This is a genomic window from Calditrichota bacterium (assembly GCA_014359355.1).
Lineage (GTDB): Bacteria > Zhuqueibacterota > Zhuqueibacteria > JANLFK01 > Oleimicrobiaceae > Oleimicrobium.
Window position 1 is genome coordinate 1 of record JACIZP010000123.1, and the last position, 16,471, is coordinate 16,471.

The 16,471-nt window shown below is 62.2% G+C and carries 13 protein-coding genes; 5 read left to right on the forward strand and 8 right to left on the reverse strand.

Going from position 1 to position 16,471, the window contains the following annotated elements:
• From H5U38_05130 to polA, 8 genes are all read right to left on the reverse strand, one after another.
• Positions 1 to 311, reverse strand: a 311-nt coding sequence (locus tag H5U38_05130) for a hypothetical protein (protein MBC7186403.1), incomplete at its 3' end; no start/stop codon positions are given.
• Positions 312 to 483: 172 nt separating this feature from the next.
• Positions 484 to 1,074, reverse strand: a complete 591-nt coding sequence (locus H5U38_05135) for a membrane integrity-associated transporter subunit PqiC (protein ID MBC7186404.1) — start codon at positions 1,072 to 1,074, stop codon at positions 484 to 486.
• Positions 1,075 to 1,091: 17 nt separating this feature from the next.
• Positions 1,092 to 1,991, reverse strand: a complete 900-nt coding sequence (locus H5U38_05140; protein ID MBC7186405.1) for an MCE family protein — start codon at positions 1,989 to 1,991, stop codon at positions 1,092 to 1,094.
• A complete protein-coding gene (locus H5U38_05145; protein MBC7186406.1) occupies positions 1,988 to 2,791 on the reverse strand; it encodes an ABC transporter ATP-binding protein in 804 nt (267 codons plus the stop codon). The genes H5U38_05140 and H5U38_05145 overlap by 4 nt, the downstream gene beginning before the upstream one ends.
• 12 nt (positions 2,792 to 2,803) lie before the next feature.
• Entirely contained in the window at positions 2,804 to 3,586 is a 783-nt protein-coding gene (locus tag H5U38_05150; protein MBC7186407.1) for an ABC transporter permease, read from the reverse strand.
• Complete coding sequence (locus H5U38_05155) at positions 3,564 to 3,935, reverse strand: STAS domain-containing protein (protein MBC7186408.1); 372 nt, start codon at positions 3,933 to 3,935, stop codon at positions 3,564 to 3,566. The genes H5U38_05150 and H5U38_05155 overlap by 23 nt, the downstream gene beginning before the upstream one ends.
• The gene (locus tag H5U38_05160; GenBank protein MBC7186409.1) at positions 3,919 to 4,398 is read right to left on the reverse strand and encodes an ATP-binding protein; all 480 of its coding nucleotides are present in this window, start codon (positions 4,396 to 4,398) and stop codon (positions 3,919 to 3,921) included. The genes H5U38_05155 and H5U38_05160 overlap by 17 nt, the downstream gene beginning before the upstream one ends.
• 82 nt (positions 4,399 to 4,480) lie before the next feature.
• Entirely contained in the window at positions 4,481 to 7,381 is a 2,901-nt protein-coding gene (polA, locus tag H5U38_05165) for a DNA polymerase I (protein MBC7186410.1), read from the reverse strand.
• Between the two features lie 178 nt (positions 7,382 to 7,559).
• On the opposite strand from polA, the gene H5U38_05170 reads away from it, so the two are divergent.
• The 5 genes from H5U38_05170 to H5U38_05190 all read left to right on the forward strand — a co-directional run.
• A complete protein-coding gene (locus tag H5U38_05170) occupies positions 7,560 to 8,918 on the forward strand; it encodes an extracellular solute-binding protein (GenBank protein ID MBC7186411.1) in 1,359 nt (452 codons plus the stop codon).
• A gap of 12 nt (positions 8,919 to 8,930) precedes the next feature.
• Positions 8,931 to 10,448: a histidine kinase gene (locus H5U38_05175; GenBank protein ID MBC7186412.1), complete on the forward strand. Its 1,518-nt coding sequence runs from the start codon at positions 8,931 to 8,933 to the stop codon at positions 10,446 to 10,448.
• On the forward strand, positions 10,420 to 11,880 hold the full coding sequence (locus tag H5U38_05180; protein ID MBC7186413.1) for a sigma-54-dependent Fis family transcriptional regulator: 1,461 nt from the start codon (positions 10,420 to 10,422) through the stop codon (positions 11,878 to 11,880). The genes H5U38_05175 and H5U38_05180 overlap by 29 nt, the downstream gene beginning before the upstream one ends.
• 169 nt (positions 11,881 to 12,049) lie before the next feature.
• On the forward strand, positions 12,050 to 14,059 hold the full coding sequence (locus H5U38_05185) for a cellulase family glycosylhydrolase (GenBank protein ID MBC7186414.1): 2,010 nt from the start codon (positions 12,050 to 12,052) through the stop codon (positions 14,057 to 14,059).
• Positions 14,060 to 14,111: 52 nt separating this feature from the next.
• On the forward strand, positions 14,112 to 16,471 hold a 2,360-nt coding region (locus H5U38_05190; GenBank protein MBC7186415.1), incomplete at its 3' end, for a hypothetical protein.

Here is a 16,471-nt window from a genome sequence, read left to right on the forward strand (position 1 = left end):
ATGGCGATCCGCTCGTCGCGGTGGAGTTTGCGCCTCTGTGCCTCCTGGGCCAACAGGCGCTCTGCCACCATTTGCGCGTACTGCTCGCGCACCGCCTGGCTCCCCTTGCTCGTCGGATGGAACTGTGGGCGGAAGAGGAATTCCCGCGCGAACTCGGCCACCGAAATCTCGTCCCCATTGACCTCCGCGATGGTGGTCTCCGGCAGAGGGCGTTTCCCACACTGGCCGGCCAGCCACAAGCAGATGAGCGCGCCGACAAGAAGCCGAGCCGCCCGCCCACAGGTCAACCTGCTCACAGCCACTTCAGCCATACGCACCACTCAAGGACAAAAGGGGCCAGAGCTGGCCCCACGAGGAGCAAAAGCATCGCGCCGGACGTGAACAACATTGCCAGAACCGCTGGCGACCATCTCCTCTGCGGCGTGTCCAGAAGATGCCACGGCTTACAGGAAAGTACCCTCTGTTTTCCCACCGCATGCCCCTTCACATGCTGGCGAGCTTCTCGGTCGTTTCGCGGATGATGCGCGCCGAGGCACGCTCCAGGCAGCGGGTAAGGGCCTGCACCACACCGGCGGGCGAGCGCTCTGCTACCGCCTCCCGCTCGTCGACCTGCCAGCCGTGCACCAGCTCCAGCCCCTTGGCCCGCCGCAGCTCGCACTGCAGCTCCAGGCAGGAGAACCAGGCCTGCCCTTCGTCCCGCTCCTCCATCCGCTCGACGCGCACGCTCAGGAGATAGTCAACCGCGCCATGCCCAGGAAAAGGGACGACGTCCCGGAACCGCTGCGAGTGCGCCAAATCGCGGAGGAGGCACCTGCGCACCAATTGCGCCGGGCTCTCCACCCAGCGGTGGTAGTGGTAGAACTCCACCTCGTGGCGCGAGCGGCGAAAGACCAGCCGCTCCTGGTCGTAGGGCGGCACCACCTCCACGCTTGCCACCCCTATGATCACCGGCAGAGTCTGGCCAGGCACGGAGGCACGCTCATAATCGAAAAGATAGTAGTGGGTCTGCGGCACGTGTCCGCACCCCAGCACGCTTGCCAAGAGCACCCCGGCCACCACTGCAGTCCGCATCATAGCCAACCTCGTTCTGGTCAGTCAGGCAGTTCGCGATCCTTCGGCCCCGAGGCGCGCAGGATGGACCACGGCCTCTCCCGCAGCGTTCGCGAGAGCTCCTCCAAGTTAGCCGCCGTGGCTCGCAGGTCCGTCAGCATCTGCACGTACTCCGCCCCGTTGGCGATGAGCAGTTCATCCAGATGCGAGCTGGCCGCCTCAAGGCTTGCCAGTGTCGCCATGCTCTGCGCCAGCACCTGCGGCAGTTGCACCACTGCCTGGCGAACGGCCTGTTCGTTATCCGTGATGGTCTCGTTCCAGGAAGCGGCTGCCTGTTGCAGTTGCTCCGCAACGCCGTTCAGCCTCGCCAATAGCCTCGGCAGCTCCCCCTCCTGCGGACCGAGCAGGGCATTGGCGTTCTGCAGCAACGAGGCAACGGCTTGTTGGTTCTGCTCCCCGAGCAACCGGTTGAGTCTGGCCACGAGCTCATTGAGCCGGTCGCTCACCGAGGCCAGACTGCCGGACATCTGCGCAAAAGCAGTGACCTCGACGCTCTTGAGGGTGCTGCCACTCGGGAGCAGAGGCGCATCCGGCGAACCTAAGGTGATTTCCACGTAAAATGCACCCATGAGCCCGATGGTGGTGATGAACGCCTCCGAGTCGACTCTTATTGGCGCATCGCCGCGCACCTCCAGCACCACTTCCACCCGGGAGTCGCCGTCCGCAGGGATGCGCAGGTCAGTCACCCGCCCGACCTCCATGCCGCCGACGCGCACCAGCGAGCCCCGCGTGATGCCACCCACGTACCGAAAGCGCGCCAGGTAGCGATGCGTATCCCGCTTAAAGTCTAGGCCGCTGATGGCGATGATGAACGTCAGCAGGATCAGCACACTCACGATGACGAAAAGGCCGGCCTTCACTTCGCTGCGGCGGTAGGTCATTCCATCTCTCCTGGTTCTTCGGTCAGGGCACGAAGGTACGCCTTGGGGTCAAGCTCCTCTTCATCGGCCTCCCGGTTGAGGAACTGCTGCACCCGGCGATGCGGGCTGGCGCGCAGCTCTTCCGGCGTGCCCACAGCAATAACCCGCCCCCCATCGATCATCGCGATGCGATCGGCAATGGTGAAAATGGAGGCCAACTCGTGGGTAACCACCACCATGGTCATCTTGAAGGCCCGTTTTAGGCGCAGCAGAAGCTTGTCGATGCCCATGGCCACCACCGGGTCCAAGCCTGCCGACGGCTCGTCGCAGAAGAGGTACTCAGGGTCCATGGCGATGGCGCGCGCCAAGGCGGCACGCTTCTTCATGCCCCCGGAGAGCTGCGCCGGCCAAAAGTGCTCGAAGCCGGCCAGCCCCACGGCGTCCAACTTCATGCGCGTCATGATGCGGATGGTCGACTCCTCCAGGCGGGTGTGTTCGCGCAACGGCAGGGCAACGTTGTCGCCGATGCTCATGGAATTGAACAACGCCCCGCTCTGAAATAGGACTCCCATCTTCCTGAGGAGCTCGTTTCTGGTCTTGTCGTCCGCGCTGGTGATATCGATGCCATCGATGTACACGTGGCCGCTGGCCGGCTGCTCCAGGCCAACCATGTGGCGCAGCAAGGTGCTCTTGCCGCACCCGGAGCGACCGACAATGACCATGGTCTCGCCCTTGCGCACTTCCAAATTGATGTGGTCCAGAATGACGCGGCTATCGTAGCGCGCCACCAAGTCGCAGACCTGTATTGCCACCTCTGCCACAGTCGCCAACCGTCACAGTGTGGAATAGAACAAGGCGGTGAATGCCAAGTCGGCCAGGATGATCAAGAAGATCGAGCTTACCACCGAGGTCGTGGTGGCTCGCCCCACCCCTTCGGCGCCTCCGCTCACTCTCAGGCCCTGGTAGCTACCCACCTGGGCGATGATCAGGCCGAAGAAGAAACTCTTCCCCAGGCCGGTGAGCAGGTCCTTCATGACTAGGGCGTCGGCGGTCTCTTTGAGGTATTGCACGGCGGAGAGTTTGAGCGCGGCCACTGCGATGCCCAGGCCGCCGGCAATCCCCACCGCATCCGCTATCAGCGTCAGGCAAGGGAGGGCCACCATGAGGGCTAAGGTACGGGGTACCACCAGCAGCTGAATTGGATCGATGCCCATGGTGCGCAGCGCGTCGATCTCCTCCGACACCTTCATGGTGCCGAGTTCCGCAGCGATCGCCGAGCCACTGCGTCCGGTGACGATGATGGCGGTGAGCATGGGACCCATTTCCCTGGTCATGGAGACCGCCAGTAGGTCGGCCACGTAGATGGTCGCCCCAAACGGCTCTAATTGATACGCGGCCTGCATGGCGAGAATCAGCCCCACCAGAAAGCACATCACCGCCACGATGGGCACGGAATCGGCGCCGGTGCGCACGAACTGCTCGGTGGTGTGGCGCAGCCGCACCCTTCCCAGGAGCATGTGGGCGCAGGTGCGCCCGCAGAGGAGAGCCATGCTTCCCGCATGGCCGGCCATCTGCAAGCTGACTCGCCCGACACTACCGCATGTCGACTTGAGCACGTCCATCGCCGCCTGGTCTGAGGCTCGCCAAGGCCTGAGCCACATTATCATGAATCTCAAAGACATCCACCAACCGGGTCAGCTCAAACACCTCCAGCACCTCCTCGCGCGGTGCGGCAAGTTTGAATTTCCCCTGGTGGGCGCCGGTCATCTGCAGTCCTTCGATCAGAGTCGCCAAGCCAGAACTGTCCATGTAGCTCACTCTGGCAAGATCCACGATGATCACCGGAGACCTCTTCTTGGCCAACGAAAGGAGTGCCTTGCGCACCTCCGGCGAAGAAAAGAGGTCCACCTCGCCGGCTATCTCCACAATGTCCGCCCCACCCTCCTGCCTAACTCTTACTTCCACCACTCCGCTCCTCAATGTCGCGTTTCAGTTTCACCAATAGCAAGTGATTGCCCTGCACAGGGTCGTTGCTGTACTCCACGGTGTCCATGACGGTTCTGATCAGATGCAGCCCAAAGCCCCCAGGCCTCACTCGGTCTGTGGCTGGCGCCTGCAGCCTTTGCAGGTCCGCCTTTTTCCCATAGTCCCGCAGGTGCACCTCCAGCCGGTCCGGGAACATGCGGCACCGAATCTCAATGGGGTGCCCGTTTTCGCCGCCGTAAGCGTGTTTGATGATGTTCGAGCACGCTTCGTCCACTGCCAGGACCACGCTGTTCTTCTCCACGTTGGCAAACCCCATGATGGCGCACAGGTGGCCAACGCCTGCTCGCACGATTTTCAGCATCCGTGGGTCGCTGGGGATGGTCAGGACCACCTCGTCCCCACGCTGTTCGCCGACGTTCCCTTCGCTCATCTCCGATCCCATGCGCTCTTGTTCAGGGGGCCTCGAGCCTGCCCTCCTCACGGGTGTCTTGTAACCTCTCGGCAGCCGCCCCGAGTGCTGCGGTTCAGTGCGCCTCCAGCCAGTTCCTGCCCACCCCAATATCCACCTTGATCGGCACGTCCATGGTGATGGCGTGCTCCATTTCGTGCCGCACCAGCTCGCGCACCTGCTCCACCTCGTTCTTGGGCACCTCGAACACGAGCTCATCGTGCACCTGCAAGATCATCTTGGTCTTGAGCCCAGACTGGCGCAGCGCCCGGCTGATGTTGATCATCGCCACCTTGATGAGGTCCGCCGCGGAACCCTGGATGGGCATGTTGATGGCCGTGCGCTCGGCAAATTCCCGCATCCGCCGATTGTCGCTGTTGATCTCCGGCAAGTACCGCCGGCGATTGAGGAGCGTGGTCACGTAACCCTGACGGTGCGCCTGCTCCAGGGTCTTCATGATGTACTGGTGCACGCCAGGGTAGGTGGCAAAGTAGGTGGCGATAAAGGCCTCGGCCTCTTCCACGGGGATGTCCAGGCGCGACGACAGACCATATGCTCCCATTCCGTACATGATGCCAAAGTTCACCTCCTTGGCCCGCCGCCGGTGCTCGGGAGTGACCTCCTCCGGATCCAGCTTGAACACCAGGGCGGCAGTGCGCCGGTGCACATCTTCGCCATCGACAAAGGCCTGGCGCAGACGCGGGTCGCCGGACAGATGGGCCATGATGCGCAGCTCGATCTGCGAATAGTCGGCGTCCAAAATCACGTGGTCGTCGTCCCTCGGGATGAACGCCTTGCGGATCTGACTGCCCACCTCCGTGCGAATGGGAATGTTCTGCAGATTGGGATCCGAGGAGGAGAGGCGTCCCGTGGCGGTCACTGCCTGATTGAACGAAGTGTGGACGCGTCCGGTGCGCGGGTTGACCAACTTGGGCAGCGCATCCACGTAGGTGGACTTGAGCTTGGCCAGCTGGCGGTACTCGAGGATGGTGCGCGGCAGAGGGTGCTCTTTGGCCAATTCTTCCAGTACGGCCACGTCGGTGGAGTAGCCGGTCTTGGTGCGCCGCACCTTGCGGAGCTTCAGCTTCTCAAAAAGGATCCTGCCCAGCTGCTGGGTTGAGTTGATGTTGAACTCTTCCCCTGCCTGCTGGTAGATCTGGGCCATGAGGCCGTCCATCTGCCGGCTCAGCTCCCGGGACATCTGCTCCAAGAAGGGCACGTCCAGTGACACGCCGTCCAGTTCCATCTGCATGAGCACCGGCACCAGCGGCATCTCTACGGTCTCGAACAGCTCCCAGAGAGCGGCCTCACGCAGCTGCGGCGCTAACTTTTCCTGCAGACGCCAGGCAAAGTCGGCGTCCTCGCACGCGTACTCGGCGATCTGCGCCAGAGGCACCTCGGCCATGCTCCGCTGCTTCTTGCCCGAGCCGATGAGCTCGCTAATGGCGATCTTCTTGTGGCCGAAATGCTCCAGCGCCAGCGAATCCAAGTTGTGCTGCCGGCCGGAAGGGTTCAGGAGGTAGGAGGCGACCATGCTGTCGAACTCCACGCCGGCGAGGCTCACGCCAGCCATCTTGAGGACCGCCATGTCGAATTTGACATTCTGGCCACACTTCTTGACGCCAGGGTCCTCAAGCAGGGGCTTGAGCAGTGCCAGCACCTCCGCCGCAGGAGCCCAAGGGGTAAAGTCAAGCGCCGGCGCCTGTACGGGGACGTAGTAGGCCTCTCCTGCCCGCCAAGCAAAGGAGAGGCCGACGATCTCGGCATCGATGGGGTTCAGCGAGGTGGTTTCCAGGTCAAGAGCGAACTTGCCTGCGGCACGGAGCTGGGTGATGAGCCACTCGAGCTCTTCCCGAGTGACGAGGGCGCGGTAGGAGACGGCCTGCTGACCCCGTTGGGCAAACTGATCGGCCAGCGAGGCGAATTCCAACTCCTGGAACAGGCGCATCAGCCGGGCGGCATCAGGCTCCCGTCGCGCTAACTGGTCGAAGGTCAGCTCAATGTCCACGTTGCAGTCGATGGTCACCAGCTTCTTGGAGATCTCGAGCTCCTGTTGATGTTCCACAAGGGCCCTGCGCAGGGCATCGCGCTTGATGTTTTCGACGTTGCGCACGAGGTTTTCCAAGTCCCCGAACTCCTTGAGCAGCGCCGCCGCCCCTTTCGGCCCGATGCCCGGCACTCCTGGCACGTTGTCCGAGGTGTCGCCTGCTAGGGCAAGATAGTCCACCACCCGCTGTGGGGGCACCCCGAGCTTCTCTTCGACGCCCGCTGCGTCCAACACCTCAACGGATTCGCCGGCGCGCCGGGGATTGTAGATCTTGATAGCCGGTGAGACGAGCTGCAGCAGGTCCTTGTCGCCGCTGACCACGTAGGTCTCCAGACCCTGCTGTTCGGCCCGCTTGGCGAGCGTGCCGATGATGTCGTCTGCCTCGAACCCCGGTTTCTCGATGATGGGGATGCCCAGTGCTTCCACCACCTCGCGCACGCGTGGCAGCTGTTCGATGAGGTCGGCTGGCGCCTCCTGGCGCGTGGCCTTGTACTGCTCGTAGAGCTGATGGCGGAAGGTCGGCTCTGGCCGGTCGAAGACCACAGCCAGGTAGTCGGGTTGCTCCTCCTGCACAATCTTGAGGAGGGAGCGCGTCACGCCAAAGACCGCGCTGGTGTTCTCTCCCTTGGAATTGATCAGCGGGTTGCGGATGAACGCGTAGTAGGAGCGGAAGACCAGTGCGGATCCGTCCACAAGAAAGAGTCGCTTGCCTGCTAAGGTCACCTTGGTCCCTTTCGCTATCTCCTCAGCCCCCTTGAAGGCGGAGAAAATATAATAGAAATTTGCCGGAATGTCAATTGGTCTTTTCTTTGGGGAAGCGCGCGCCCCGGGCGATGGCCGAGCGGGACATTCCTGGGACAATTGCTCGGCCGGCTCCTCGGTGTCTGGGGTCGACAGCCTTGCCGCGTGCGGGCGCGAAGCGGCGAACATGTTTTTAGGCACCTCGCCAGGGTGGAAAGGCTTTGGCCTCTCCAAAGGACCCCACAAATTGTCTTGACTCCCAGGGGAGAGGTTTGTATATTTCGAGTGCGCAGCCAGGGCCGTCCTTGCGGCTCTTGGACAAGACCTTGTGGCGCGCGTGGTCCCACATGGCCGGAGGACCAAGCACATGGCCGTATCGCTCAACGACTTGCTTGCGGCAGGAGGAAAGCTCTTGCGCACCTCCGGCTATCTTGTCCTCTCCCTGGGCCTGGCGGCCATCGTCCTTGCGGCGTTTGTCTTCCTCCCCACCTCTGACCACCGCGCCCTGCGCGAGGGGCCAGTCACGCTCTACTATGCCGACAACATCTCCCACGCCCACCAGCTCATCATCGACCGCTTCAATGCCGAGTACCAGGGCAGGATCAAAGTGGTACCCATCGACCTCCCCTTCACCAAGTTCAGCACCAACGAGCGCAAGGAGCTCCTGGCGCGCACCATGCGCAGCAAGAGCGGCCGCATCGACATTTTCACCGTGGACATCATCTGGGTGCCGCGTTTTGCCCGCTGGTGCAAGCCACTGGAGGATTTCTTCAGCGCCGAGGACCGAGCCACCATTCTCGATCACGCCCTCCAATCCTGCTATTGGGACGGCCAGCTTGTGGCCATCCCCCTGTACACGGATGTAGGGCTCATGTACTATCGCCAGGACCTCTTGCAGCAGATTCCCGGCGCGGCGGCTATCTTCGACTCCCTCCGCTCCTCCATCACCTGGGAGGAGCTCATCGCCCTCAAGCGCCGCTGCGATGCCGCGGGCATACACAACCCTCTGTACATCTTCCCTGCCGACAACTACGAGGGGCTTGTGTGCAGCCTGTACGAAGGCATGGCCGGGCAGGGCGCCACCCTGGGCGCGGCCGATACGGTGGACCTGACCCGTCCGGAAGTGACACGCAGCCTCCAGCTCCTCAGAGACCTGGTGCATCGCTACCACATGGCGCCCATGGAAGTGACCAAGTTCGACGAATACGAAGGCTACCTCTACGCCTTGGAGCACGACGCGCTGTTTATCCGCGGCTGGCCCGGCTTTGTGAAGCACTACCGGAATGCGGTCAAGGACACCAGCAAGTTCCGCTACCTGCGCCTGGCCGCCTTGCCCCACTTTGCCGGACAGCGACGGGCCTTTGTCTACGGCGGCTGGAATTTCATGATTCCCCGTTACTCCACCAAGACGGAGGCCGCCGTGACCTTCGCCAAGTACTGTCTGCGCGAGGAAAACCAGAAGCTGCTCTTCGTGGAGGGCGGCTACATCCCCATCAACAAGGCCGTGTACGCGGACAGCGCCTTCATGAGGCAGCATGAGGAGTTGGCCTTCTACCGGGATCTGCTCCGCATGGGGGTGCATCGCCCCTACCTTGTCGACTACACGAAGATCTCCGACATCATCGCCTACTACGCCCATCTGGCCATTCGCAACGATCTCCCTGTGCAAGAAGCGTTGCGGCTGGCCACATCGCACATCAACAGCAAACAGGTGCTCATCAAGTAAGAGGGGTGAACAATGGCAGGCGCTCCCCACCGCTTGCTCGCCAAGGTGCGCAAGTATCACTTCCAGTTGCGTCACCTCACCGTGGCCTTTGCCGTTCTGGTGCTCTTTCAACTCTTCGCGACGGTAGCGCAAAAACGGGCCCTCAAGGGGTTCCTCTACGACACCCAGGAGTGGTACCAACGCGATTTTGCCGAACGCCAGGCGAACTTGACCGCCTCGGCCTTTGAGTTGGTGCTGGAGACGGCGTTGCAGAACCGCCGTCTTGAGGAGGCGAGCGTCAAGAAGATCGTGCAGGCCTTCAACATCATCCTCAGCCAGCAACTCCTCCAGCAGCATGTACAAGAGGTGTGCATTCTTGTTTCTGATGGGCCCCGGGTAGTGCCCATCGATAACGGGCACGTGCTCTTTGAGTACGTAGTCAGCCACAGTGCCCAGCTGCCGCCGGACCGGCCGCACCCCCGGGCGGTGGAACTCTATCAGGAGCTGGCGCCCCAGCTCATCTCCTCGGAGCAGACCCTGAGCCGTGTGGAAGGCGGACAGAACTTTCACGTCTTCGTGCCGCTCGTGCCCAAAGGTGAATACTTCGGCGCTCTGTACATGCTCAGCACCCCGCAGTTCCACTTGGTGAGTGCAGAGATTCTGGCGGGTTACAACGAAACCGGTCTGATCTCCATTGCTCTCATCCTGCTCGGCTTTCTTGCCATGTTCTACATCTCCTCCTACACGGTGCGGGAGAGGGACGAGGCGCAGCAGTTGCTCTTCCAAGAGCGAGAGCGGCAGATCCGCGAGCACATGCACTACCAGAAAGAGGCCCTGTTTGCGAAGCGCATCTACCACACCCATCACAAGGCAGAGAAGGTCATGGGCTTCATCAAAGAGGACTTGGAGCTGCTCTCCCCGGCGAACATCGAGCAAGTGCGCGAGCGGGTGCGCAAGTACGCCAACTTTATCTCCCGGGTCATTTACGACATGAAGTGGTATGAGCCTCCGCTGCACACGGTGCGGAATCCTGCATTCCGCACCTCGGTCAACGATGTGGTGCGCTTTGTGGTGCAGAACATCTTCTTGCGCCTTCCCTCGGGCCAGCAACAGTTTCGCATCGAGCTGGACCTGGACGAGCGCGTGCCGCCGGTGGCGATCAACGAGTTTGTGGTCTGGGAAATCATCGAACCTTTGCTCCAGAATGCCATCGACCACAGTGGCAACGACCATCTGGTCATTCGGGTGAGTTCCACCTATCAGGCCGACCAGCAGCGAACGCTGCTCACCATTGCCGACAACGGCCCAGGCGTGCGCCAGGACCTGCTGGAAACCGACGAACGAGGCGTGCGCCGCCTCTTCTTGGAGAACGTGACCACCAAGAGCAACCAGGGCAATTCCGGCTACGGCTGCTACATCGCCCACGAGCTGTGCACGCAGCGCTGTGGCTGGGCGATAGACGTGGAGAACTTGCCCGAAGGCGGGTGTCAATTCACCATCGTCATACCACACGAGGCAGTAAATGAAACTTCCCACGCACGAGCCGATTAGGGTCCTCCTCATCGAGGACGAGGACTATGACATCAGGCGCATTCAGCGCACCTTGCGCCCGGTAGCCGAGCGCATCCAGATTGTCGACACCGTGTCCAACGGCAAGGCGGCAGTAGAGCTGCTCAGCCAGGGGGGCGACTACGACGTGGTCATCATGGACTACCAGATTGCCGGCGGTCTGAAGGGGGAGGCGCTGGTGAGCAAGCTACGAGAAGTTGACCCCACCGTGCAAATTATCGTCATCACCAAGATGACCACGAACGTGACCGACTTTGACTTTGCCAATCGCCTTTTGGAAGCCGGGGCGATGTGGTACTGCACCAAGTACCCGTACGACATCGAGGAGTTCATCTATCAGCCCACCGACTTTGTGCTGAGCATCTTCAATGCCTACGAGAGGCGCCTGCTGGAGAAGGCGCGGCGCCGGGCCGACAGCCGTCTGCAAAACACCATCCAGGAGATTTTGGACAGGAAGCAGATCGTCGGGGTCTCGCGCGCCATGATGGAGCTGCGCCAGGCCATACGGCGCTATGCAGAGACCGACGCGGTGGTCTTGCTCCGTGGGGAATCGGGCACGGGCAAGGAGCTCATCGCCGCCAACATTCACTACCTCAGTCGCCGGAAGAGCGAGCCCTTCGTGCCAGTCAATTGCGGCAGCCTGCCGGAGCAGCTGATCGAGAGCGAGCTGTTTGGCTACGAAAAGGGTTCTTTCACCGGGGCGACGGCGCGCAAGAAGGGGCTCTTCGAGGTAGCGGACAAGGGCTCCCTCTTTCTGGACGAAATCACCGAGATCCCCTTAGCGGCCCAATCCACCCTGCTGCGCGTGATCCAAGAGGGGGAGATCGACAAGATCGGGCGAACCGGCAGGTACAAAGTGGACGTGCGCATAATTGCCGCCACCAACAAGGACTTGGAGCGACTGGTGCGCGAGGGGCGCTTTCGCGAGGACCTCTACTATCGCCTCAACGTCCTGTCCATCACCGCGCCCCCCTTGCGGGAGCGCCCAGAAGACATCCCCGTGCTCGTCGACTACTACCTGCGGCGGTTCAGCGCCGACATGGGGCGGCCGGTCCCGCAGCTGGAGCAAGCCGCCCTCCAGGCGTTGACGGCCCACAGCTGGCCTGGCAATGTGCGCGAACTGCAGAACGTGTTGCAACGTCTCTTGATCAACGGCGCTCCCGTCATCACCCTCCGCGATGTGCAGGCAGCCTTGGGACTGCACGCCGCCCTGCAGCAAGGCGAACGTGAGGCGCGGCCGTGGTCCTGGGATAGGCAGAACATCATGCCGCTGCGCGAGATGGAGCGGCAATTCCGGCGCGAATACCTGCGGTTCGTGCGCAGTCAGACCACCTCAGACGCGCTGGCCGCCCGGAAATTGGGATTGGCGCCCTCCAACTTCCATCGCCTCTGCAAGGAGCTCGGGTTGAAGTGACATTCTCTTGGAGATAACAACCGTTATCACGGTGATAACTCGCCTGCCTCTCGCTCGCTCCTGGCTGTGCTGTTAATTGCCACATTTTCAACCTCATTTCACCTCCCATTGCCCTGGCCCAAATGTTGTAAACCAGCAGAAGGCGAGAGTTCCCCCGTATGGAGGTCCTGTGCCAAGCGTTCGCCGTTGGACTTTCATGGGCGTGGCAGTGACTCTCTGGCTGGTGTGGTCGGCGCCGGCCAGCTCTTTCCTCCGTCAGAAAGGGCGGGTGATCGTCGACGCCACCGGGCAGGAAGTGCTGCTGCGTGGTTTTGGCCTTGGCGGATGGCTTGTCCCCGAGGGCTACCAGCTGCACATCCCGGGGTTCGGCTCCCCCTCCTTCATTCGCGATCGCATCGCGGAACTGCTTGGGGAGGCGCAAACTGAGGAGTTCTTCCGCCTGTACAGGGCAAACTATGTCACCGAAAAGGACATCGCTCAGATTGCCGCCTGGGGATTCAACTCCGTGCGCCTGCCGTTTCACTACCGCCTGCTATGGGAAAATGACCGGTTTCGCGAGGAAGGTTTTGCACTCCTCGACCAGGTAGTCGCCTGGTGCAGGCAACACGCGCTCTACCTTATTCTGGACATGCACTGCGCGCCCGGGGGGCAGAACAAGGATAACATCAGCGACAGCGACGGCGTCGAGGCGCGCCTCTGGACCGACCCTGCCAACCAGGACCTGACCGTGGCCATCTGGCGGGCCATAGCTGCTCGCTATGCCGACGAGCCGTGGGTCGGGGGATACGACCTTCTCAACGAGCCAGTGCTCCCGGCCGGTCATGCGAGCAGCGAGCTGCGCCTGCTGTACATGCGGCTGGCTCAGGCCATCCGCGAAGTGGACAACAACCACCTGCTGTTCATCGAGGGCAACTGGTACAGCACCGACTTTACCGGGCTGACTCCCCCTTTCGACGGCAACATGGCCTATGCTTTCCACAAGTACTGGAACGAAAACAGCAGGGAGGCGATTCTCCCGTATCTCCGGCTTCGCAGCCAGTACAACGTGCCCTTGTGGCTTGGCGAGACGGGCGAGAACTCCAACGTCTGGCTGCGCGACTGTCTGCGTTTGATGGAAGACGAGGGCATCGGCTGGAGCTGGTGGACGCACAAGAAGGTGGAAACGACTACTTCCCCCTACTCAGCCCCGATTTCGCCGCTCTACCAGCGGGTACTCGACTACTGGGCAGGAGCTGCCAGCAGGCCGTCGCGTGAGTATGCAGCCGTTGCCCTGATGGACATGGCGCGCAGCCTGCACATCGACAGCTGCCGGTTTCGCCCCGACATCCACGATGCGCTCACCAGACCCGACCACGACACGCGGGCTATCCCGTTGCGCGCGCGCACGCTCCCCGGGGCCATCGCCTGCGCGGACTATGACCTGGGGGCACTGGGTGTTGCTTACTACGACCGCGACTACCAGAACACCGGAGGACCGGGGGGCCCGCGCTGGAACAGCGGTGGGGCCTACCGCAACGACGGGGTGGACATCCAACCCTGCAGCGATCCCGGAGGCCCGCCCTACAGTGTGGGATGGGTGGAACCAGGCGAGTGGCTGCGGTATACTGTGACGGTCTTGCTTGCGGGCGACTATGAAGTGAAGGCACGGGTGGCGGCACCCAGTACCGGCGGCGCCTTCGAACTCCTCCTCGATGGCATGCCTATCACCAGCAAGGTGACTGTCCCTGCCACCGGTGGCTGGCAGCAGTGGGCAGACATGGACTGCGGCCGCGCTTCTCTGCCGGCGGGGGAACACGCCGTGGTTCTGAGCGTCGTGGCGGGCGGCTTCAACATTAGCCAGCTGGTTTTCAATTTCTTAGAAAGTGGCGCCGACCACGGAAGCGGCTTTGAGCGCGTCACGGACAAGGTGCGCTGGACGCGCTGCCACCCGAATCCCTTTGCCGAGCGCACCGCAGTCTCTTTTCTCTTGCTCCAGCCGGAACGCGTGGCGCTGCGCATCTTCAATGTCAACGGTGGCCTGGTGACCACAATAGTGGACGGCACGCTGCCGGCAGGTTACACGACCCTGGTCTGGGATGGCACGGGCCCCGGGAATCAGCGACTCGCCTCTGGCTTGTACTTTGGGCAATTGGTGGTCGGCGACGTCGGCCGGTCGACACCTTTGGTGCTACGAAGGTAGAGATGCCATGCCGCCCCACGTGTGCACATGCTGCTCCGCGAGGATTGGTGAGGTGCTCATAGTTCTCTCCCTGGGCGCCGCGCTGGCGACGCCATTGTGCGGCCAGCCAGGGGCAGCAATACGCCATCGCTGTGGCTCCACCTCGCCATACGTAGATCAGGCCGGCAACGTCTGGCACCCTGACCGCCGATACGCCGTAGGGAGTTGGGGCTTCCTGAATCCGGGAGTAGGTGTGGCTTCTACTGCCCATGCCATCGCCAATACCGATGACGACCCGCTTTATCAGACGGAGCGCTACGGTTCCGATATCGCCTACCGCTATGATGGCCTGGACAGTGGCCTCTACTCGGTCACGCTCAAGCTTTGCGAGCTCTACTGGACAACCCGCGGCAGTCGCGTCTTTGACGTCGCCATCAACGACATCCTCTTCTTGGACAACCTGGACATCTTCGCGTTGGTGGGCCACGACGTTGCCTTGGACACCTCCTTTACAGCTTGCTCCGAAGGCGGGAGCATCACCATCACCGTGCCCGCAGTGGATGCCGACTATGCGAAGATGGCCGCCATTGCCATCACCCCGACCATGCGCGACGACCTGCCGCCCCTTCCCCCTGAGGGTGTGGAGTGTTCCCCTGTTCCAGAGGGAATTCGCGTCACGTGGCGGCGCAATTTGGAGACAGATGTCAGAGGCTACCGCCTGTTCCGCGCCTTGGCGCTGACCGGTCCCTACGAAGCCTGCACCTGCGGCCTTATCAAGGCCCCCACGCCCGTGCTATCCCATGTCGACCACGACATCGCACCGGGGGTGACCGGGTACTACTTCGTGAAGGCTGTTGACGCCTCCGGCAACGAAAGCGCGCCTTCCGCAGTGGTGGCAGGCACGCGCGCCCGCGCGCCGCGAAGCATGTGGCCTGTGCCGTCGTGTGCGTGGTCCCGGCCGCTTGGCGACTATCCCCGGGGCGCCACAGGCAGGACGAAGAGGGGCGTGCCGTTGGGTGGCGTGGGTGCGGGCAACTTTATGTTCAATCTGTGCGGCACCTTCGGCCCCTGGGAGTTCAAGACCGGCGTGCACGAAGAAAAGTTCTTGCCGCAAGGGGCCTTCCACCTCTATGAGAAGGTCCCAGGGCAACCAGCGCGCGTGCGCAGCCTCGCCACCGAGGGGCTCTTGCCGGCCTGGTCAGCCCTGAACCGAGGCGAGGGGCGCTACTACGCCCTCTACCCACAGGCGTGGTTCGACTTCTACGGCCAGCGGGTCGACCTATCCTTGAAGCAGTTTACCCCCATCATTCCGCACAACTACCGCGAGACCAGCTTCCCGGTGGGGGTCTTCCAATTCCGGGTAGCCAATCCCGGCGCCGACACCTTGGAACTGGCGCTGATGTTCACCTTCCCCAATGCGGGCTATGCCGATGAGGTGCGCACCGGTCTGCGCACCGCGCTGCGGGCGGAAGAAGAGGTCATCGCGGCGGTGCTCAGCGCCGAAAGCCCGCTCAATACTTCTGTGACCCAAGGAAGCGAATGGTGCATCGCCACCCGGCAAATGCCCGGCTGGACGGTGAGCGTCTGTCCCTCCTGGAACGCCTCAGGAACCGGCGCCGACATCTACGGCGATTTTGCAGACGGCACGCTCAGTGGCGCGCCATTAGATGGCTCCGGTTCTGCCGCAGCAGTAGCAGTGAGCCTGAAGCTGGCGCCCGGAGACGAAGCCACCGTACCCTTCGTGCTTGCGTGGTACTTCCCCCGCGTCCGTTTCGGCGAGGGGACTGAATGGTACCGCCGCTACACGGAGTATTTCGGCACCGATATAGGCCATTCCTTTGCCGTGGCCCGCGAGGCATTGGCAAACGTGGCGCAATGGGAGGCAGAGGTCGACCGCTGGCAGAGACTGATCGTCGACAATCCTCACTACCCGGAATGGCTCAAGCAGGCAGCGCTCAATGAGCTCTACTATGATACGTTCGGCGGGGTCTTTTGGGAGAACGGCTGCATCACCCGCCCTGCCGAGTCGTCCTATGGCACCCTGCCTGCTGACGACCACAAGTACTTTTGCATGGAGTGCCAGGCGTACCCCATGTGCGAGACTTTCGACGTGCGCCACTACGAATGCCGCCACTATCTTGAGCTGTGGCCAGAGATCGAGCGCGATGTGTTGCGCTGGTTTGCCGACTATATCGCCAACGACCCGGAGGGGAAGGCCCCGCACGACGCCGGCATGCCTGCGCAGGACCCCTTCTTCCGCTTCAGCGGTTATGGGGGTGACTGGCAGGACATGCCCAGCAAGTTCATCCAGCAGGTTTATGCCTACTACCGCAAGACGGGGGATCAAGACTTTCTCAACTTCGTGTGGCCGGCCTGCAAAAAGACCTACCGCTACATGAAGACCAAGGACGCCAATGGCAATACCCTTCCTGA